This window comes from Bradyrhizobium sp. 62B, assembly GCF_030272265.2.
Classification (GTDB): domain Bacteria; phylum Pseudomonadota; class Alphaproteobacteria; order Rhizobiales; family Xanthobacteraceae; genus Bradyrhizobium.
On record NZ_CP092841.2, the window covers coordinates 510,660 to 530,699 of the forward strand.

General features: G+C 64.9%; 16 protein-coding genes. 6 read left to right on the forward strand and 10 right to left on the reverse strand.

Annotation, left to right across the window (positions count from 1 at the left end; translation table 11 throughout):
• Positions 1 to 14 precede the first annotated feature (14 nt).
• From ML401_RS02450 to ML401_RS02465, 4 genes are all read right to left on the reverse strand, one after another.
• Positions 15 to 3,164: an efflux RND transporter permease subunit gene (locus tag ML401_RS02450; RefSeq protein ID WP_285809552.1), complete on the reverse strand. Its 3,150-nt coding sequence runs from the start codon at positions 3,162 to 3,164 to the stop codon at positions 15 to 17.
• Positions 3,164 to 4,093 carry an efflux RND transporter periplasmic adaptor subunit gene (locus tag ML401_RS02455; protein ID WP_194405525.1) on the reverse strand — a complete coding sequence of 310 codons (930 nt, stop codon included), beginning with the start codon at positions 4,091 to 4,093 and terminating at the stop codon, positions 3,164 to 3,166. Before ML401_RS02455 ends, ML401_RS02450 begins: the two co-directional genes overlap by 1 nt.
• A gap of 159 nt (positions 4,094 to 4,252) precedes the next feature.
• Positions 4,253 to 4,936: an OmpA family protein gene (locus tag ML401_RS02460; protein WP_211420096.1), complete on the reverse strand. Its 684-nt coding sequence runs from the start codon at positions 4,934 to 4,936 to the stop codon at positions 4,253 to 4,255.
• A 147-nt stretch (positions 4,937 to 5,083) separates the two neighbouring features.
• A complete protein-coding gene (locus ML401_RS02465) occupies positions 5,084 to 6,607 on the reverse strand; it encodes a caspase family protein (protein WP_285809553.1) in 1,524 nt (507 codons plus the stop codon).
• 365 nt (positions 6,608 to 6,972) lie between these two features.
• On the opposite strand from ML401_RS02465, the gene ML401_RS02470 reads away from it, so the two are divergent.
• Positions 6,973 to 7,779, forward strand: a complete 807-nt coding sequence (locus tag ML401_RS02470; protein ID WP_212069065.1) for an N-acyl homoserine lactonase family protein — start codon at positions 6,973 to 6,975, stop codon at positions 7,777 to 7,779.
• A gap of 51 nt (positions 7,780 to 7,830) precedes the next feature.
• On the opposite strand, the gene ML401_RS02475 is transcribed toward ML401_RS02470, so the two are convergent.
• Complete coding sequence (locus ML401_RS02475; protein ID WP_212069064.1) at positions 7,831 to 8,373, reverse strand: MarR family winged helix-turn-helix transcriptional regulator; 543 nt, start codon at positions 8,371 to 8,373, stop codon at positions 7,831 to 7,833.
• Positions 8,374 to 8,483: 110 nt separating this feature from the next.
• Here ML401_RS02475 and ML401_RS02480 point away from each other — a divergent pair, with 110 nt between their 5' ends.
• The 5 genes from ML401_RS02480 to fahA all read left to right on the forward strand — a co-directional run bounded on the left by ML401_RS02480 (position 8,484) and on the right by fahA (position 14,138).
• On the forward strand, positions 8,484 to 10,100 hold the full coding sequence (locus ML401_RS02480; protein ID WP_285809556.1) for an FAD-dependent oxidoreductase: 1,617 nt from the start codon (positions 8,484 to 8,486) through the stop codon (positions 10,098 to 10,100).
• An 8-nt stretch (positions 10,101 to 10,108) separates the two neighbouring features.
• On the forward strand, positions 10,109 to 10,333 hold the full coding sequence (locus tag ML401_RS02485) for a DUF2783 domain-containing protein (protein ID WP_285809557.1): 225 nt from the start codon (positions 10,109 to 10,111) through the stop codon (positions 10,331 to 10,333).
• Between the two features lie 45 nt (positions 10,334 to 10,378).
• Positions 10,379 to 11,335, forward strand: coding sequence for an MBL fold metallo-hydrolase (locus ML401_RS02490; RefSeq protein WP_285812798.1), 957 nt, complete (start codon positions 10,379 to 10,381; stop codon positions 11,333 to 11,335).
• A gap of 2 nt (positions 11,336 to 11,337) precedes the next feature.
• Positions 11,338 to 12,684 carry a homogentisate 1,2-dioxygenase gene (hmgA, locus tag ML401_RS02495; RefSeq protein WP_194405533.1) on the forward strand — a complete coding sequence of 449 codons (1,347 nt, stop codon included), beginning with the start codon at positions 11,338 to 11,340 and terminating at the stop codon, positions 12,682 to 12,684.
• A 179-nt stretch (positions 12,685 to 12,863) separates the two neighbouring features.
• Positions 12,864 to 14,138 (forward strand): fumarylacetoacetase, encoded by a 1,275-nt coding sequence (gene fahA, locus ML401_RS02500; RefSeq protein ID WP_285809558.1) that lies wholly within the window; start codon positions 12,864 to 12,866, stop codon positions 14,136 to 14,138.
• Between the two features lie 19 nt (positions 14,139 to 14,157).
• Here the strand turns inward: fahA and ML401_RS02505 are convergent, their stop codons facing one another.
• From ML401_RS02505 to ML401_RS02525, 5 genes are all read right to left on the reverse strand, one after another.
• Positions 14,158 to 14,469, reverse strand: coding sequence for a DUF1272 domain-containing protein (locus ML401_RS02505; protein WP_285809559.1), 312 nt, complete (start codon positions 14,467 to 14,469; stop codon positions 14,158 to 14,160).
• 104 nt (positions 14,470 to 14,573) lie between these two features.
• The gene (locus ML401_RS02510) at positions 14,574 to 15,686 is read right to left on the reverse strand and encodes a CaiB/BaiF CoA-transferase family protein (protein ID WP_285809561.1); all 1,113 of its coding nucleotides are present in this window, start codon (positions 15,684 to 15,686) and stop codon (positions 14,574 to 14,576) included.
• 208 nt (positions 15,687 to 15,894) lie between these two features.
• Entirely contained in the window at positions 15,895 to 16,695 is an 801-nt protein-coding gene (locus ML401_RS02515) for a xanthine dehydrogenase family protein subunit M (protein ID WP_194405537.1), read from the reverse strand.
• 15 nt (positions 16,696 to 16,710) lie between these two features.
• The gene (locus ML401_RS02520; RefSeq protein ID WP_211420106.1) at positions 16,711 to 19,053 is read right to left on the reverse strand and encodes a xanthine dehydrogenase family protein molybdopterin-binding subunit; all 2,343 of its coding nucleotides are present in this window, start codon (positions 19,051 to 19,053) and stop codon (positions 16,711 to 16,713) included.
• Between the two features lie 82 nt (positions 19,054 to 19,135).
• Entirely contained in the window at positions 19,136 to 19,621 is a 486-nt protein-coding gene (locus ML401_RS02525) for a (2Fe-2S)-binding protein (protein ID WP_285809565.1), read from the reverse strand.
• Positions 19,622 to 20,040 lie beyond the last annotated feature (419 nt).

Sequence of the window (20,040 nt, forward strand, 5' to 3'; positions counted from 1 at the left end):
TGGACTCTTGAATCCTATTCCGCCGCAGGATGCACGATGGTCTTCGGCGCCGGCCCCGCTTCTGCAGGGGCCGCTCCGGGATGCCCGGTGACCTCGGCGTCCTCGCTGTGCACGATCAGCCGCTTGGCGAAGCGCCAGATCAGGGCGCCGAAATCGTCCATCACCATGAACATCGCGGGCACGAACACCAGCGACAGGATGGTGGAGAAGATCAGGCCGCCGATCACCGCGAGCGCCATCGGTGAGCGGAACTCACCGCCGGCGCCGACCGCGAGCGCGCTCGGCATCATGCCTGCGGCCATCGCGATCGTGGTCATCACGATCGGGCGGGCGCGCTTCATGCCGGCGTCGATCATGGCCTCGTCGCGCGGCTTGCCGGCGTGAATGGCTTCGATCGCGAACTCCACCAGCATGATCGCGTTCTTGGTGACGATGCCCATCAGCATCAGGATGCCGATCCACACCGGCGTGGTGAGCTGCTTGCCGGTGAGGAGCAGAGCCGCGATGGCGCCGCCGATCGAGAGCGGCAGCGAGAACAGGATGGTGATCGGCTGCAGGAAGGTGCCGAACAGCAGCACCAGCACCGCGTAGACCATCATCAGGCCGGCCGTGATGGCAGTGGCGAAGCCGTCTGACAGCTCGTTCAAGCTCTCGGCGTCGCCGGAGGGTGAGACCTTCACGCCCTTTGGCCGGCTCTTCATCACTGGCAGGTCGTAGATCTTCTTGGTGGCGTCGCCGAGCGCGGCCGAGCCGACGAGATCGGCGGCGACCGTCGCCTGCCGCTCGCGGTCGTAGCGGTTGATGCTGGTCGGACCCTGGTCGAGCTTGACGTCGGCGATGACCGAGAGCGGCACGCCGCCCTTCTCGCCGTGCTCGCCGAGCGGCACGCGGAGCTGCTCCAGCGTCTTCAGATTGCCGCGGGCGGCGTCCTCGAGCTGCACGCGGATCGGCACCAGTCGGTCGCCGACGTCGAATTTGGCGAGCGCGGGTCCGACATCGCCGATGGTGGCGACGCGGATGGTCTGCGACAGGCTTTCGGTCGAGACACCGAGCCGCGCGGCGAGATCGGCGCGCGGTTCGACGCGCAGCTCGGGCCGCTCCAGCGTGGTTTCCGAGATCACGTTGGAGATGGTCGGAATCCGCTTCATCTGCGTCGCGAGCTCGCTCGCGAAATTGTTGACGATGTTGGCGTCGACGCCGGTCACGACCAGCGAGATGGCGCGCAGGCCGTTCTCGTCGAGGAACCAGAAGCGGATGTCGGGAATGTTCTCCAGTTCCTGGCTGATCGAGAACTCCAGCTCGCGCTGGGTGATGTCGCGGGCATCCTTGGGCGTGTAGTTGATGATCAGTGCGGCGCGCCGGACTTCCTGCGTACCCGGCGGGACGCGCCCGCCGTCGACGAAGATGCTCTTCACCTCGGGCCGTTTGCGCAGGCGCGCGACGATGTCCTCGGTGACCTTTTCGGTGTAGGCGAGCTGGGTACCCGGCGGCAATTCGAGGGCCATCAGCGAACGCGCGCTGTCCTGCGCCGGCAGGAAGCCCTGCGGCAGCAGCGTGATGCTCCAGATCGAGGCGGCAAACACGCCGAAACCGATCAGCACCGTGATGAAATAGTGTCGCACCGACCAGGCGACGATGCGGTGATAGGACCGCAGGATGCGCCCGGGCGGCGGCTCCTCGTGATGGCCATGCTTGAGGAAGTAGGCGGCCAGCACCGGCGTGACGAAGCGCGCGGCGAGCAGCGAGAAGAACACCTGCACCGAGACGGTGATGCCGAACTGCTTGAAGAACTGTCCGGCGATGCCCGACATGAAGCTCGCGGGCGCGAAGATCGCGATGATGGTCAGCGAGATCGCGATCACGGCGAGGCCGATCTCGTCGGCGGCCTCGAGCGCGGCGCGATAGGGCGATTTGCCCATGTTCATGTGCCGGACGATGTTCTCGATCTCGACGATGGCGTCGTCGACCAGGATACCCGTCGACAGCGTGATGGCGAGGAAGCTGACGAGGTTCAGCGAGAAGCCGAGCAGGTCCATCGCCCAGAATGCCGGGAAGATCGACAGCGGCAGCGAGATCGCGGCGATGATGGTGGCGCGCAGGTCCCGCAGGAACAAGAGCACGATGACGACGGCGAGGATGGCGCCCTCGAACAGGGTCGAGATCGCGGCGTGGTAATTGCCGTTGGTGTATTCGACCGAGGTGTCGATCACCTTGAGGTCGACGTCGGGATAGGCGGCCTTGAGCGCGTCGACGCGCTTCTGCACGGCCTCGGCCACCTTGACGTCGCTGGCGCCCTTGGAGCGCTTGATGCCGAGCGCGACGATCGGCTCGCCGTTGAAGCGGGCGAAGGTGCGGCGATCCGCGATGGTGTCGGTGACGGTGCCGAGATCGTCGAGCCGGACCTCGCCGCCGCCGAACAGCGGGATCATGGTGCCGGCGAGGTCGCTCAGCGTCTTGGCGCCCGCGAGCGTGCGGATCGCCTGGTCGTTCTTGCCGATCTCGGCGCGGCCGCCGGCGACGTCGACATTGGTGCCGCGCAGGCTCTGGCTGACATTGACCGCGGTCAGCCCCATCGCCTGCAGGCGATCAGGGTCGAGCGAGACGAGAATCTCGCGCTCGACACCGCCGATGCGCTCGACCTGCGCGACGCCGCGTACGCCCTGCAGCGCGCGCTTGACCACGTCGTCGACGAAATAGGAGAGCTGCTCCGGCGTCTTGCCGGGCGAGATCGCGGCGTAGGTGACGATCGGCAGGCCGATCACGTCGACGCGCTGGATCAGCGGCTCGGTGACGTTTTGCGGCAGGTTGGAGCGCACGCGCGTCACCGCGTCCTTGACGTCGTTCAGGGCGCGGTCGGTGTTGGTCTCCAGTGCGAACTGGATCGTGGTGACCGACACGCCGTCCGTGATCTGCGAGGTGATGTGCCGCACGCCCTCGACGCCGGAGACCGCGTCTTCGACCGTCTTGGTGACCTGGGATTCAAGCTCGGCTGGTGCCGCGCCGAATTGCGAGACCACGACCGAGATCACGGGAATGTCGGCCGACGGCAGCCGCGTCACCGCGAGCTTGGTGAAGGAGACCCAGCCGAGGATCAGGAGGATGATCGAGAAGACGACCGACGGCAGCGGATTGCGGATCGACCAAGCCGAGATATTGAGAGCCATCAGCGTACCCGCGTGCGATCGAGTTCATCGGCGAACATGGTCTTGATCTGGTCGCCGTCGTGGAGGGACGAACCGGCGTCGGCCACGACGATTTCGCCGACGTCGAGGCCTTCCAGAATTTCCGTTGCGCTGTCGGACGACAGTCCGACGCGCACCTTGCGCGTCTCGATCGTGTTGCCCTTGACGACCTGAATGGTGAGATGGTCGATCGCGGTCTTGGGGATCGAGACGCCGCAGCTTCGCTTGGCGTCGATCGAGGCGCGCGCGAACACGCCGACCTTCAGCGAGGGATTGTTGGTGACGCTGATGCGGACGCGGCCGAGCTGCGTGGCGCGGTCGATCTCGGGCGCGACCAGCCGGACCCGGCCGATCAGGTCGGGCGCGTCGTCGCGGCTGATGCGCACGGTGGCGCCGGAATTGAGCTTGGGCATGTGCACCGCCGGGACCTGGGCATCGAGCTCGATCTCGTTGTTGACGGCGATGCGGAACATCGGGCCGGCCTGCGGCGAGGCCGGCGCGCCGACGATGGTGCGGACTTCGGTGACGAGGCCCGGCGCAGGCGCCTTCAGCGAAATCGGACCTTGCGGGCCCGGTCGCTGCGGCTGGCCCGGGATCTGCGGCGGCGCGGTGAGGCGCGCCAGCTCCTGATTGTCGGCGACGATTGCGCCCTCGGTGACGAGGAGGTCGGTGACCTTGGAGCCTTCCTGGTCGGCGATGACCACGGCCTCGCGGCGCGGCACGAAGAAGCCGGTCACGCGCACGAGGTCGGAGAAGCAGGCATTGGTCGACTTCGTCACGATGACGAGCGCCTCGCTTTGCGTCTCCTTCGGCTCGGGGCGCTTGCGATGCTCGAACAGGTAATAGCCGACGCCGAGCGCGACCACGAACACCACGGTTCCGGCGGGCTTGAGATATTGGGAGAGATTCATCGCCGGATCATCCTGGCCGGGCTCACGGCCGTCCGCACGAGGCCCATGAAAAGCGTTTCCCTGAAACGAAGCGGCGTCCCGCAAGGCTGCGGGACGCGCGTTGGAAGCGAGACGTTACACCACATCACGACTTGTCACTGCAAAAGGATTACGTCGTGCTCACTTCGATGCGGTGGTCTTGTTTTCCATATTGACGACCTGCACGCGGCGGTTGGCCTCCGCCATCGGCTGGCTCGGGTCCTTCAGCTTGCTCTTGCCGTAGCCGACGGTGACGAGGTCGGTCGCGGAGATGCTGTACTTGTCGACGAGGTAGCGCTTGATCGCATCCGCGCGACGTTCCGACAGGTCCTGGTTGTAGGCTTCGCCGCCGGCGGCGTCGGTGTGGCCGGCAACCACGAAGGTCGAGCCCTTGAGGTCGGGGCTGGTCAGCGCGCGGCCGAGCGCCTGCACTGAAGGCATCGACTTGGCGCTGATATTGGCCGAGTTGTAGTCGAAGGTGATTTCGAGATCGATGTTCGGCTTGTCCTTGGCGACCGAGGCGATCTCCTCGCGCTCGGTCGACGACAGCGAACGCGTCGAGCGGCCGCGCACGGACTGGATCAGCTTGGTCTCCGCCGCGTTCGGTGCCGGGTCGGCCTGCGGGGCGATCGAGAGGCCGCGGGTCAGGGGCTTCTTCTGCGCCGGCGCCAGTGCGCGGACGATGTCGTCTTCGGTGACGTTCTTGCTGTTGCTTTCCTCGCCCGCATAGGCGGACGAGGCCTGCAGCGACAGGGCGGCGCCAAGAGTTGCAGCAAGAGTGATGACGGACAGGATCGCGGTAAGTCCCTTTGCAACCGATTTCATAACCAGTCCCTCCTGCGCGGCCAGTTCGCGCGGTTCGAAAATTTCAGCAATGAGCCCTCCTGAGAAGGCCGCCTGCGGCATCCGTTGGTTAGTCTTCCCTGGGCTACCAAGGGTTCGAGGCGAGGCCTGCCGCAATTCAAAAAAATACTAGCGCACTCCGTAGCTTGCGAATTCCTGAACGATGTTCGGATCCATCGCCTTGGCATTGGCGATATCGAGCGCCCCTTCCTGGGCGGAGCCGTTGCGCTGCTTGGCGAGGCCGCGTCCGTAGAGCGAGGAGGTCAGGCGCGGATTGATCTTCAGGGCCGCGTCGAAATCGGCGATGGCGTTCTTGACCGCGCCCGACTTGAGATTGACGAGCCCCCGGCTGTCCAGCGCATCGACGAAGTTCGGCCGCAACCGCAGCGCCTCGTTGCAATCCTTCAGCGCGCCCTGGAGATCGCCAACCACGGTGCGGGTCCAGCAGCGGTTGTTCAGCGCCTCGACATCCTTCGAATTGATCCGGAGGGTGTCGTCGAAATCCTTGATGGCGAGATTGTAGGCGCCCTTGCTGGCATAGACCTGGCCGCGCCGGTACAGCGCGTTCACGTCATCCGGATTGGTCGCAATCTTGGTGGTCAGGCTCTTGATCGTGGGATCGTCGGCCAGGGCCGCGGCACTCGGCCCGCTGTCCGTGCTCGGCGCCGGAGCGGTATCGATCGGTTTGACCGGCGGGGGCGGTGGCGGCGGGGGCAATGCAGCCTCGACCTGCGGCTTCGGCGTGGGGGCCGGCGGAGCTGGAGGTGCGGGGGCCGCGGCGGTGTCGGCCGGCTTCGGCGGCGGAGGCGGTGTCGGCGGGGCGGGCGGCGGGTTGTTGGCGACAACCGGCGGCGGAGCGGGCGGCGCAGGCGACGCGCTCGGTGCCGGACGCGATCCGCCGGCTCCCGGACTGAACGAGAAATCCTCGGCCAATGAAGAGGATATCCACGGCACCTGCTCCCCGCGCGACGCCCTGGTGACGCCCATCTTGGTGCGGTTCAGCGTCTCCTCGGCCATCAGGTCGGGAACGCGGATTTCCTTCAGCAGCTCCTGGACGAACAGGCTGTGATCGCCGCCGGCGTCCGAGACCACCGAGGCCAGCGCCGCCGAATACATCACCAGCGTGCCGTTCGGCGCGATGACCGGGGTCAGGCCGGCCGAGAAGCTGCGGAACCGGCGCTCGAACGGATTGCGCCGGGAGGCGTCAATCAGCGCGATCTTGACGCCGGCGCCGCGGGTGTTGAGTTCGCCGAGGACGGTCTCGAGGCTGAACCCGTCGCGGCGCACGTCGGATTCGGTCCAGATCTGCGCGTCGATCGGCAGCATGTAGCTCTGGCGCGCCGACTGGATGCCGAAGCCGCTGAAGAACACCAGCGCCACCGAACCCGGCTTGACCTTGGCGTAGAGCTTGTCGAAGGCGCGGCGCATGCCGTCGCCGGTCAGATTCTCGCCGATCTCGACCGCAAAGCCGTCGCGCTTGAGCTCGTCGGCGACGTCGCGCGCATCGTTGATCGGTTCCTTCAGCGGGGCATCCGCGTCCGGATATTTGGCATTGCCGATGACCAGCGCAAAACGGTCACCGGCCGCGAGCGAGGGGGCAGTCGGGACGAGCGAGACGAGCAAGGGCAGAAGAAAAAAGAAGCGAATTTTCATAATCAGCGCGGTCCAGCCAAAAAGGCGCCGTTCCAGCTTGCGCCGCGGCGACCTTAACTTACGCTTCAGGCATTATCAAACCAGGGACGGGGGGCGTCAACCGCTTGGAGATACGGCGTTATCGCGACGATTGACCGCAACGCAAGGGTGCGCCGCAAGGGAATAAAAGGGTTTGTCATGGGCTGTGCTCGACGCGATCCTGTTGGCAGCACGTTAGGGCAACCAAGCCGATGAAAATGTGAGGGGTCTCACATTGAAGGGGCGCCTGCCGTTGCGCCGCGCAAGGTTTGACCTTTGCTGCGGACAATGGCTTGCTGCGCAGCATCGTCCCGTAAAGACGCCCTCAGAAAAGCAAAGCAAGAACCATGGGAAACGCCTACGAGATCTACGCCCTGCGTTATGCGACCATGTCGCCGCGCACCCCCAGCATGAACTTCCTGGCGCCCGATCCGCATGACAGCGCGGCGCAGGACCTCGACTATTTCGTCTGGCTGATCCGCGGGGGCGGCCGCGACATCCTGGTCGACACCGGCTTCAATGCCGAGGAGGCGAGCGCGCGGGCGCGCAAGCTGACGCTCAATCCGGTCGATGCGCTGGAGCGCTTTGGCGTCGCGGCGTCAAACATCCGCGACGTCATCGTGACGCATCTGCATTACGACCATGCCGGCAATCTCGATCGCTTTGCGAATGCGCGCTTCCATCTGCAGGAGCGCGAGATGGCCTATGCGACGGGACGCTGCATGTGCAACGGCCTGCTGCGACATCCCTTCTCGGTCGAGCACGTCACGCAGATGGTGCGCCATGTCTATGGCGAGCGCGTCACTTTCTATTCGGGCGACGGCGAGGTCGCGCCCGGCGTCACCGTGCACCGTGTCGGCGGCCATTCCGACGGCCTGCAGGTGGTCAAGGTCGAAACCGCGCGCGGACCGGTGGTGCTGGCGTCCGATGCCGCGCATTACTACGCCAATCTGCAGCGCCGGAGCCCATTCCCGATCGTCTACAATGTCGGCGACATGGCGGTGGGTTGGGAGACGATCGAGCGCCTCGCCGGCCATCCGGATCGATTCATTCCCGGCCACGACCCGATCGTGACCGAGATCTATCCGCGGGCCAGCGACAAGGTCGATGCCTGGGCGCTGCACCTGCCGCCGTCGCGGTCGTTTGCGACATAGGAATTGTCATTCCGGGGCGCGCGTAGCGCGAACCCGGAATGACGAAAGAAGCTAATACGCCTGCTTCGCATCCGCCTCTTCGCTGGTCTGGATCAAATCGAGGCTCTGCTCGATCTTGCCGAGCAGCATCGACAGCTGTCTGCGCTCCTGCGCCGAGAGGCAGGCGAGGATCTCGTCCTCACGCCGCAGCAATTGCGGGAACAGCTTCTCGTAGAGCGCGCGGCCCTTCGTCGTCAGTTGCAGGCGGAATTCGCGGCGGTCGGCTTCGTTCTCGACCCGCTCGATCAGATCCTCATTGAGCAGCGTGGTCACCGCGCGGCTGATGGTGGATTTATGCGTGCGGGTGCATTGCGCGATGTACTGCGCGCTGCAGGCATCGTTGCGGAACCCGAGTGTGGCGATCACACGCCAGGCCGGGATGTCGAGGCCATGCCGTTCCTGATATTCGACCGAGAGCGCGGAACTGACTTCGGCTGCGAGCCGGTTGAGGCGAAACGGCACGAACTTGAACAGATCGAGCCGGGCCTTTCGCCGCCCTGAGGCCTCATCGGCCTCGCGCGCCTTCACTGCAATATCGCCAGATGTCCTCGCCAAGGAGAGCGCTCCGAATTCCAGTTGACGGCCGGCCGGCTCCGGTCCAAAATAGTTGCACGTGAGACTATCTAGCAGATCGCTGCTCTCCTGACCATAGCCGAGGTTCGCGTATGGCGCAGGCCAATCCGCATCAAGCCAAAGCCCAGTTCGGCTATCGCCGCCATCCCGACCAGGACCGCGACGGCCAAGGCACCGCCGAGCATCCGGTCGTCATTGTCGGCGCTGGCCCGGTCGGGCTGTCGCTGGCGATCGATCTCGCCCAGCGCGGCCAACGCGTCGTCCTTCTGGATGACGCCGACCGCATCGGCGAGGGCTCCCGCGCGATCTGCTTCTCGAAGCGGTCGCTGGATTATTGGGACCGGCTCGGCGTCGGTGACCGCATGGTCGCCAAGGGCGTGGTGTGGAGCGTCGGCCGCATCTTTCACGGCGACTCGCAGCTCTATCAGTTCAACCTGCTGCCCGAAGACGGCCACAAGCGGCCTGCCTTCATCAACCTCCAGCAATATTACGCCGAGGCCTATCTGGTCGATCGCGTCAGCGATCTTCCGGAGATCGACCTGCGCTGGCGCAACAAGGTGACGGCGCTGGAGCAGCGCAACGATTCGGTGGCGCTGACGATCGAAACGCCGGAGGGCGCCTATCGTCTGCACGCGCAATATGTCGTCGCCTGCGACGGCGCGCGGTCCTCGCTGCGGCAGATGGTCGGCGCCGAGTTCGCGGGACAGGTGTTCGAGGACCAGTTCCTGATCGCCGACGTCAAGATGACGGCGGAATTCCCGACCGAGCGCTGGTTCTGGTTCGATCCGCCGTTCCATGCCGGCCGCTCCGCGCTGCTGCACCGGCAGCCCGACGATGTCTGGCGCATTGACCTCCAGCTCAATCGTTACGCTGATCCCGTGGTCGAGAAGAAGCCTGAGAACGTGCGGCCGCGGATCGCGCGCATGCTCGGTCACGACAAGTTCGAGTTCGAATGGATCTCGCTCTATAAATTCCAGTGCCGGCGGATGGATCGCTTCATCCATGGCCGCGTGCTCTTCGCCGGAGATTCCGCGCATCAGGTTTCGCCGTTCGGTGCCCGCGGCGCCAATTCCGGGCTCGAGGACGCCGAAAATCTGTCCTGGAAGCTCGACCGTGTGCTGCGCGGCACCTCGCCGGCGCGCCTGCTCGAAAGCTACCATGCCGAGCGCAGCATGGCGGCTGACGAGAACATCCGCGAATCCACCCGTTCGACCGATTTCATGGCGCCGAACTCGCATCAGGAAGCGCGGCTGCGCAAGGCGGTGCTGTCGCTCGCCAAGGAGACCGAATTCGGCAAGCGCATGGTCAATGGCGGACGGCTGTCGGTGCCGTGCAGCTACGACTCGCAATTGTCGTCGCCGGATGCCGATGTGTGGGGCGGTGGGCCGCCTCCCGGCTGCTCCATGCTCGACGCGCCGGTTGCCGAGCAGACCTACCTCACGGATGCCTTCCGCAAGGGCGGAACGGATTTCACCTTGCTCTCGTTCAGCAATGGCAGAGCGATTGATGTGCCCGATGGCGTCAAGACCATTCGCATCGGCGGCGAAGGCGGGCTTGCCGATCCCTCGGGCCTTGTTGCAAAGCGCTATGACGCCGCGCCGGGCGCAGCCTATCTGCTCAGGCCCGACGGCTATGTCGCCGCGCGCTTCCGTCATCCGACACGCGAGGCGATTGCGGCGGCGTTGTCGCAGGCCCAAGGTCTGAATTGAGGTTTCGCATGCCGTTGTCCACCAGTTCCAACTTCGCGCGCCCCGACGATGCCTTCCGCGCCATCGTCGAAGCGCACCGCGGCCTCAGCGACGAGCAGAGCGCCGATTTCGATGCGGCGCTGGTGCTGATCCTTGCCAATCATATCGGCGAGATCGACGTGCTGCGCGAAGCGATCGGGCTCGCCAAGCGCCGCATGCTCGACGGCCAGCAGCAACAACAGCAGCAGCAATAACGCTGAGAACTCCAAGAACTCAAAGCAAAGCTCAAAGGACTGATGATGGCGAAGAACTTCGCATCCACCGGCGATCTCGCCGAAAAGAAGATCACCTTCTCCGAGATCGGCACCGATCTCTATGCTTTCACCGCCGAGGGCGATCCGAACACGGCTGTCATCGTCGGCGAGGACGGCTGCCTGGTGTTCGACGCGCAGGCGACGCCGGCGATGGCGAACAAGGTGATCGAGCGTGTTCGCGCCGTCACCGACAAACCGATCAAATATGTCGTGCTGTCGCATTATCACGCCGTCCGCGTGCTCGGGGCCTCCGCCTATCACGCGCAAGGCATCGTCGCCTCGCAGGAGACCTATCGGCTGATCGAGGAGCGCGGCAAGCAGGATTGGGATTCCGAATATGGCCGCTTCCCGCGCCTGTTCCAGGATGCGCAGAGCATCCCCGGCCTGACCTGGCCGACGCTGACCTTCGAAGGCGAGATGTCGATCTATCTCGGCAAGCGCGAGGTGCGGCTGATGCAGTTGGGGGCCGGCCACACCTCCGGCGACATCGTCGCCTGGGTGCCGGATGCCGAAGTCATGTTCTCCGGCGACCTCATCGAATATCACTCGGCCTGCTATTGCGGCGATGCGCATCTGCGCGAATGGCCGCTGACGCTGAACGAGATCCGCAATTTCAATCCCAAGGCGATCGCGCCGGGGCGCGGCGACGCGCTGAAGGGCACCGCGACGGTACGCGAGGCCATTGCGATGACGCGCGACTTCGTCACCTCGCTCTATGGCGCCGCCGAAATCTCGGTCGCCAAGGGCCGCAGCTTGAAGGAATCGATGGCGGCGACGCGTGAGGTGATGGATCCAAAGTTTTCCAGCTTCGCCATCTATGAGCACTGCCTGCCGTTCAACGTGTCGCGCGCCTATGACGAGGCCTCGGGGATCGACGATCCCGTGATCTGGACCGACAAGCGCGACCAGGAGATGTGGGCCGCCCTGCAAGGAGGAGGATAGCCATGAACATCAACACCTCGCCTGATCAGATCATCCGCAGCTCGGCCCAGGTGACGCCGGGCTACATGTCCGGCTTCGGCAACAGCTTCGAGACCGAGGCGCTGCCCGGCGCGCTGCCGATCGGGCGCAACTCGCCGCAGCGCTGCGCCTACGGGCTCTATGCCGAGCAGCTCTCCGGCTCACCCTTCACCGCGCCGCGCGGCACCAATGAGCGCTCCTGGCTCTACCGTATCCGCCCGTCGGTGAAACATTCCGGCCGCTTCGAGAAGATCGATGCCGGCCTGTGGCGCTCGGCGCCGTGCCATGAATATGATCTGCCGATCGCGCAGATGCGCTGGGATCCGACGCCGTTGCCGAAGGATGAGGTGACCTTCGTCCAGGGCGTGCAGACCATGACGACGGCGGGCGACGTCAACACGCAGGCCGGCATGGCCGCGCATGTCTATCTCATTACCAAATCGATGGTGGACCAGCACTTCTACAATGCCGACGGCGAGCTGATGTTCGTGCTGCAGCAGGGCAATCTTCGCCTCGTCACCGAGTTCGGCCGCATCGACGCCGAGCCCGGCGAGATCGTGGTGATCCCGCGCGGCGTCAAGTTCCGCGTCGAGATTCCGAGCGGGCCGGCGCGCGGCTATCTCTGCGAGAATTACGGCGGCGCCTTCACGCTGCCGGAGCGTGGGCCGATCGGCGCCAATTGCCTCGCCAATGCGCGCGACTTCCTCACGCCCGTCGCGCATTACGAGGACAAGGACACGCCGACCGAGCTCTACGTGAAATGGGGCGGCGCGCTGTTCAAGACGCAGCTGGCGCATTCGCCGATCGACGTGGTCGCCTGGCACGGCAATTACGCGCCGTACAAATACGATCTGCGCACTTTCTCCCCTGTCGGCGCGATCGGCTTCGACCATCCCGATCCCTCGATCTTCACGGTGCTGACCTCGCCCTCGGAGACCGCGGGCACCGCGAATATCGACTTCGTCATCTTCCCCGAGCGCTGGATGGTGGCCGACAACACCTTCCGTCCGCCCTGGTATCACATGAACATCATGAGCGAGTTCATGGGCCTGATCTACGGCGTCTATGATGCCAAGCCGCAAGGCTTCGTGCCCGGTGGCATGAGCCTGCACAATTGCATGCTGCCGCACGGCCCCGATCGCGACGCCTTCGAGCATGCCAGCAATGGCGAGCTGAAACCGGTGAAGCTGACGGGGACCATGGCCTTCATGTTCGAGACGCGATATCCGCAACGCGTCACCGCGCATGCGGCGAATGCCTCGACGCTGCAGGACGACTACGCGGATTGCTGGAAGGGCCTGGAGAAGAAGTTCGATCCGAGCAAGCCGTAGCTTTCCTCCCCTCTCCCCTTGTGGGAGAGGTTGGCTCGCCGCCTGGCGGCGAGACGGGTGAGGGGTTTCTCTCCGCGAGTGAACCTCTCACTTTTGAATACGCGGATAGAACCCCTCATCCGGCGCTTCGCGCCACCTTCTCCTGCAACGGGAGAAGGAAACAAAGAATCGGGCCAAACGTGACAACCCACCCCAACGACCCCAGCCTCCGCTCCTTCATCGAGGTCGATCCGTCCTCCGACTTCCCGATCCAGAACCTTCCCTATGGCGTGTTCTCGACCTCCGCCAATCCGACGCCGCGCGTCGGCGTCGCGATCGGAAACTACGTGCTCGATCTCTGGGAGCTCGAGCAGGATTCCCGGCTCGACGTCGGCCCGCTCGGCGTGTTCTCCGGAGGCTCGCTCAATCCCTTCATGGCGCTGGGACCGCAAGTCTGGGGCAAGACCCGAGAGCGGATCAGCGAATTGCTGCGTCACGATCATCCGGAGCTGCGCGACAATGAGGAGCTGCGCAAGCAGGCTCTGGTGCCGATGCGCGATGCCAAGCTCCACATGCCTTTCGCCGTCTCCGGTTACACCGACTTCTATTCCTCAAAGGAGCACGCCACCAATGTCGGCGTGATGTTCCGCGGCAAGGACAATGCGCTGCAGCCGAACTGGCTGCATATGCCGATCGCCTATAACGGCCGCGCCTCCACCGTCGTGGTGTCAGGCACCAAGGTGAAGCGCCCGCGCGGGCAGCTGAAGCCGCCGAATGTGGACGTGCCGAGCTTCGGTCCCTGCAAGCGGCTCGATTTCGAGCTGGAGATGGGCGTCGTGATCGGCCAGCCCTCGCCGATGGGCGGCATGCTCAGCGAGCAACAGGCCGAGGAGATGATCTTCGGCTTCGTGCTGCTCAACGACTGGAGCGCGCGCGACATCCAGCAATGGGAATATGTGCCGCTCGGCCCGTTCCTGGCCAAAGCGTTCGCGACCTCGATCAGCCCGTGGGTGGTGACGCGCGAGGCGCTGGAGCCGTTCCGGCTAAAGGGGCCGGCGCAGGAGCCGGTGCCGCTCGATTATCTCAAACAGGCAAAACCGCAGAACTACGATGTCGAGCTCGACGTTGCCTTGCGCGCCGCCGGCGCCAACGCGCCCGCCGGCATCAGCCGCACCAATTTCAAATACATGTACTGGTCCTCGGTGCAGCAGCTGATGCACCACGCCTCCTCGGGCTGCGCCATGAATGTCGGCGATCTCCTCGGCAGCGGCACCATCTCCGGCCCGGAGAAGAACCAGCGCGGCAGCCTGCTCGAGATCAGCTGGAACGGCACCGAGCCGGTCGAGCTCCCCGGCGGCGCCAAGCGCTCGTTCCTGGAAGACGGCGACAGCCTCGTCATGCGCGGCTGGTGCCAGGGCAACGGCTACCGCATCGGCTTCGGTGAGGTCGAGGGGACGATTCTGGCAGCGGAGTGAGTTGCCCGTCCTACGAGACCTATCGCTTCTCCGGCGGCACGTCCCGTATCCGCGCGCAATGCGTGGCGACATCCTCCACGCTGTACTTCAAATGCACGCGCTTGTCGGACGGTGCCTGCTTGCTCGTGCAGACGCCCGGTCGCCATTCCTGCATGGGCCGGATCGGACGTGGCGCAAAGCCGCCGCCGCAGTTCGGGCAGACGTTGGACAGTTTGGTCTCGACGCAGTCCGCGCAGAAGGTGCATTCGTAGGAGCAGATCCGCGCGTCCGTTGCGTTTGGCGGCAGGTCGCGGTCGCAATATTCGCAGTTCGGCCGAAGCTGGAGGGCCATGGCAAGTTCTCCCGGATCGACGGAGATCATTGCAGATCGCGCGCGCGGAGCGAATGACGTAGTTCCCTCGATTTCAGCCGGGCTCTGGCGATGACCCAGCGCCGCTAGCCGCCGGCCTTCCACGCCTTCGTCACCGCGCCGATCTCCGCGCCTTCCGGCTCGCGCACCGCCGACGGCGTGCGCGAGAACCGCGGCGCCGGTGCCGGCTGCTTCACGCCATGGCGCTCGACGAAGACGTTGCGGGCGACCATGTGCGGATGCTTTGTCGCCTCCGACATGGTCAGTACCGGAGCGAAGCAGATGTCGGTGCCTTCCATGATCTTGCACCAGTCCTCGCGTGTCTTGCTCTTGAACACCGCCTTGAGCTTCTCCTTCAGCGCCGGCCAGGCCTTGCGGTCCATCTGCGCGTCGAAATCGGCGTCCGTCAGGCCCGCGTGCTCGCGCAGCAGGGCGTAGAACTGCGGCTCGATCGAGCCGATCGAGACGAAATGGCCGCAGGCGCATTCATAGACGCCGTAGAAATGCGCGCCGCCATCCAGAAAATTCTGGTTGCGGCCTTCGGTCCAGCGGCCGAGCGTCGTCATGTCGAAGAAGAACGACATCAGCGATGCTGCACCGTCGCACATCGCGGCGTCGACGACCTGGCCCTTGCCGGACTTTTGCGCCTCCAGCAGCGCGGCGAGCACGCCGACGACGAGATAGAGCGCGCCGCCGCCGAAATCGCCGACCAGGTTGAGCGGCGGCACCGGCGCTTCCTTCGTGCCGATCGCGGCAAGCGCGCCGGTGATGGAGATGTAGTTGATGTCGTGGCCGGCGGCATTCGCCAGCGGGCCTTCCTGGCCCCAGCCGGTCATGCGGCCGTAGACCAGCTTGGGATTGCGCGCGAGAACGACATCAGGCCCGAGGCCGAGCCGTTCCATCACGCCGGGGCGAAAGCCTTCGACCAGTGCATCGGCACTCGCGAGCAGGTCGAGCACCTGCGCGATCGCCGCCTTGTCCTTGAGATCGAGCTCGATCACCTTGCGGCCGCGGCCCGCCACCGACTTCATGCTTTTCTTGGCGCCGACCCGGTCGAGCGTGACGACGTCGGCGCCCATGTCCGCCAGCATCATGCAGGCAAACGGGCCGGGTCCGATGCCGGCGAATTCGACGATGCGGAAGCCCGAGAGCGGGCCGGAGGCGCGGACGGACGAGGTGGGGGCTGATTTGTCGAGCACGTTGTTGTTTCCTCGGGTCGCGGGCGAATGCCGGTGATCCGGCAATCGTCTCCGACATTTCTTCTGTGGAGCGAGTTAATCGACCGATTAACTTTTCTCGCCTTCGCGCCGGCGAGGCAAGCGGTTTTCATGCCGCATGACCAAAATAAAACGGCGCGCACCGAAGTGCGCGCCGCGGAAAATTTGTGTCGAGACGCTGGCTGCGGGATCAGCCCGCAGCAGAAACCGCGCGCTGCGCCATCACCTTGATGAGATTGGCGCGGTACTCCGCCGTGCCGTGGATGTCGGCCAGCAATCCGTTCGCCGAAATGCTGACGCTATCGATCGCCGACGGTGACCAGTTCGATTTCAGCGCCGCTTCGATCGCTGGCACGCGCATCACGCCGCTCTGCGAGGCGCCTGTGGCGGCCACCCGAACCTCGCCCGACTTGGTCTGCGCGACGAACACCCCTGTCAGCGCGAAGCGTGAGGCCGGATGCCGCATCTTCTCGTAGCCCGCCTTCGCCGGCACCGGGAACGACACGGCCGTGATGATCTCGCCGTCTTCGAGCGCCGTCGAGAACAGGCCCTGGAAGAAATCCTCCGCCGCGATCGACCGCTTGTTGGTCTTCACGGTGGCGCCGAGCGCGAGCAGCGCGGCGGGGAAGTCCGCGGCCGGATCGTTGTTGGCGATCGAGCCGCCGATCGTGCCACGATAGCGCACGGCAGGGTCGCCCAGCACCGAAGTGAGATGGGCGATCGCAGGGATAGCCTTCTTCACATCGGCGTTCGTCATGATGTCGTAATAGGTCGTGGCGGCCTTGATGGTCAAAGTGTCGCCCGACAATTCGACGCCCTGCAGCTCCTTGATCTTGCCGAGGTCGATGACGTCGGAGGGGCTGGCGAGGCGCTGCTTCATCACAGGCAGCAGCGTCTGGCCGCCGGCGAGGAATTTTGCTTCGCTGCTCTTGCCGAACAGGCTGACGGCCTCGTCGACCGAGGAGGCGCGATGATAGGTGGTCTGGTACATCTTTGATGCTCCCTCTTAAGCCGCGTGGATCGTGCGCCACACCCGGTCAGGGGTCGCGGGCATTTCCAGATTGTTCTTGCCGATCGCATCCGTGATCGCGTTGATCACGGCCGCTGACGCCCCGATCGCGCCGGCCTCACCGCAACCCTTGATGCCCAGGGGATTGCCCGGGCACAGCGTCGTGGTGTGGGAGAGGTTGAAGGAGGGCACGTCGTCGGCGCGCGGCATGGCGTAGTCCATGAACGAGGCCGTGACCGGCTGGCCGCTGGCATCGTAGATCGCATGCTCGAGCAAGGCCTGCCCGATGCCTTGAACGAGGCCGCCATGGACCTGGCCCTCGACGATCATCGGGTTGATCAGCCGGCCGAAATCGTCGGCCGCGACGAAGTTGACGAAGGAGGTCTTGCCGGTGCCGGGATCGACCTCGAGCTCGCAGATATAGGTGCCGGCCGGGAAGGTGAAGTTGGTCGGGTCGTAGAAGGCGCTTTCCTTCAGGCCCGGCTCCATCCCGTCAGGCAGATTGTGCGCAGTGTAGGCGGCGAGCGCGACCATCGGCAGGGCAATCGCCTTGTCGGTGCCTGTCACCTTGAACTCGCCGTTCTCGATGACGATGTCGGCCTCGGAAGCTTCCAGCGCATGCGCTGCAATCTTCTTGGCCTTCGATTCCATCTTCTCCATCGCCTTCAGGATCGCGGTGAGGCCGACGGCCGCCGAGCGCGAGCCATAGGTGCCCATGCCAAACTGCACCTTGTCGGTGTCGCCATGGACGATCGAGACCTGGCTGATGGGAACGCCGAGGCGCTCGGCGACGAGCTGGCAGAACGTGGTCTCGTGACCCTGGCCGTGGCTGTGCGAGCCCGTGAGGATCTCGATGGTGCCGACCGGATTGACGCGCACCTCGGCCGATTCCCACAGGCCGACGCCAGCGCCCAGGCTGCCGACCGCCTTCGACGGCGCGATGCCGCAGGCCTCGATGTAGCAGGACACGCCGATGCCGCGCAGCTTGCCTTGCGACTTGGCTTGCGCCTTGCGCGCGGCAAATCCTGCGTAGTCGATCGCCTTCATCGCGGCATCGAGCGAGGCGTTGAAGTCGCCGGTGTCATAGGCCATGATCACGGGCGTCTGGTGCGGGAACTGGGTGATGAAGTTGGTCCGCCGCAGCTCGGCCGGATCGACCTTGAGCTGCCGCGCCGCCGTCTCCATGAGACGTTCGACCAGGTAGCTCGCCTCGGGACGGCCGGCGCCACGATAGGCATCGACCGGCGTGGTATTGGTGTAGACCCCGATCACCTCGGCATGGATCGCCGGGATGTTGTACTGGCCCGACAGCAGCGTCGCGTAGAGATAGGTCGGCACCGACGACGAGAACAGCGACATGTAGGCGCCGAAATTGGCGTAGGTCTTCACCTTGAAGCCGGTGATCTTGTTGTTGGCGTCGAACGCCATCTCGGCATGGGTCACATGGTCGCGGCCATGCGCGTCGGTGAGGAAGGCCTCGGTGCGGTCGCCGGTCCATTTCACGGGACGGCCGACCTTCTTGGAGGCCCACAGCGCCACCATCTCCTCGGGATAGATGAAGATCTTGGAGCCGAAGCCGCCGCCGACGTCAGGGGCGATCACCCGCAGCTTGTGCTCGGGTGCGATGTTGTAGAATGCCGACAGCACGAGGCGGGCGACGTGCGGGTTCTGCGACGTCGTATAGAGCGTGAAGTGCTCCTCCGCGGCGTCGTAATCGGCGATCGCCGCCCGCGGCTCCATCGCGTTGGGGGCGAGGCGGTTGTTGGTGACGTCGAGCTTGACCACATTGGCGGCCTTGGCGAAGGCGGCGTCGGTGGCGCCCTCGTCGCCGATCACCCAGTCATAAACCTGGTTGCCGGGCGCTTCGGGATGAAGCTGCGGTGCGCCCGACTTGATCGCGGCCTGGACGTCGGCGACAGCAGGGAGCTCTTCATAATCGACAACGACCGCTTCCGCGGCATCGCGCGCCTGATTCTTGCTCTCGGCGATCACGACCGCGACGGCCTGTCCGACGAAGCGCACCGTCTCCGGTGCCATCGCCGGCCAGGCGCCCATCTTCATCGGGCTGCCGTCCTTGGAGGTGATGGCCCAGCCGCAGATGAGATTGCCGACCTTGTCGTCGACGATCTGCTGTCCGGTGAGCACTGCGACCACGCCCGGCATCTTCAGCGCGGCGGACGAATCGATCTTCTTCACCTTGGCGTGGGCGTGCGGGCTGCGGATGAAATGGGCATGGGTCATGCCCGTCAGCTTGATGTCGTCGACGTAGCGGCCCTTGCCGGTGATGAAACGCTTGTCTTCCTTGCGCACGACGCGCGCGCCGATACCTTCAACACCCATGTCTGGTCCTCCCGACCGGAAAATTTATGGCTGCGCTTTCCTTCGAGAGCGGCAGCAGTGATTTTTTTCGAGGCGTGCCGCTTTACTCGGCCGCCTGCGAGACCTTCATGCGACCGGCTGCATCCAGCACGGCCTTGACGATGTTGTGGTAGCCGGTGCAGCGGCAGATATTGCCTTCCAGCTCGCTGCGGACGGTGGCCTCGTCGAGCTGGCCACCATGGCGCTGCACGATGTCGATCGCCGACATGATCATTCCCGGGGTGCAATAGCCGCACTGCAGGCCATGATTGTCGCGGAAGGCGGCCTGCATCGGGTGCAGCTCGTCGCCCTTGGCGATGCCTTCGATGGTGGTGATGCTGGCGCCGTCGGCCTGGCCCGCCAGCATGGTGCAGGATTTCACGGCGCGGCCGTCCAAATGCACCACGCAGGCGCCGCACTGGCTGGTGTCGCAGCCGACATGGGTCCCCGTGAGGTTGAGGTGATCGCGCAGCAGTTGGACCAGCACCGTGCGGTCCTCGACGTCGACAGCAACGGCCTTGCCGTTCACCGTCAGTTTGACTGTAGACACGTGACGTCCTCCCAAAGTGATTTTGATTGGTTCTAATTAGAGACAGCGCAACGGAACTTTGCAACTGGCATTTTGGTGACCTCGCGTCATGGAAAGGTCATCGTGGCGGCCGTCGCGCGTTGCGCGATTCGATCAAGCTGCTCCGGGCCGTCGCCAACATGGGGCGCAGCCGCAAGGGAAGGTCTGGAAAGTTCGGTGTCGCGCCTGCAGGCAACGTCGCAGCATCGACGCCGTGTATCGCCGCCGCTCGCGCGCGAGTTCAGCCCTGCCGCACGTTATTCTCCCCTTGGATGTCTTGTTCCTTGGGCTGAATAGGAGCACGCGCCCGCGGCTTTGTAATCGCGATCTTGGTAGTACGTGATTGAGAGCTAAGTCATTGATTTTGCTGCGGGCGGGCCGGAGCCGTTGCCGGCGCTCCC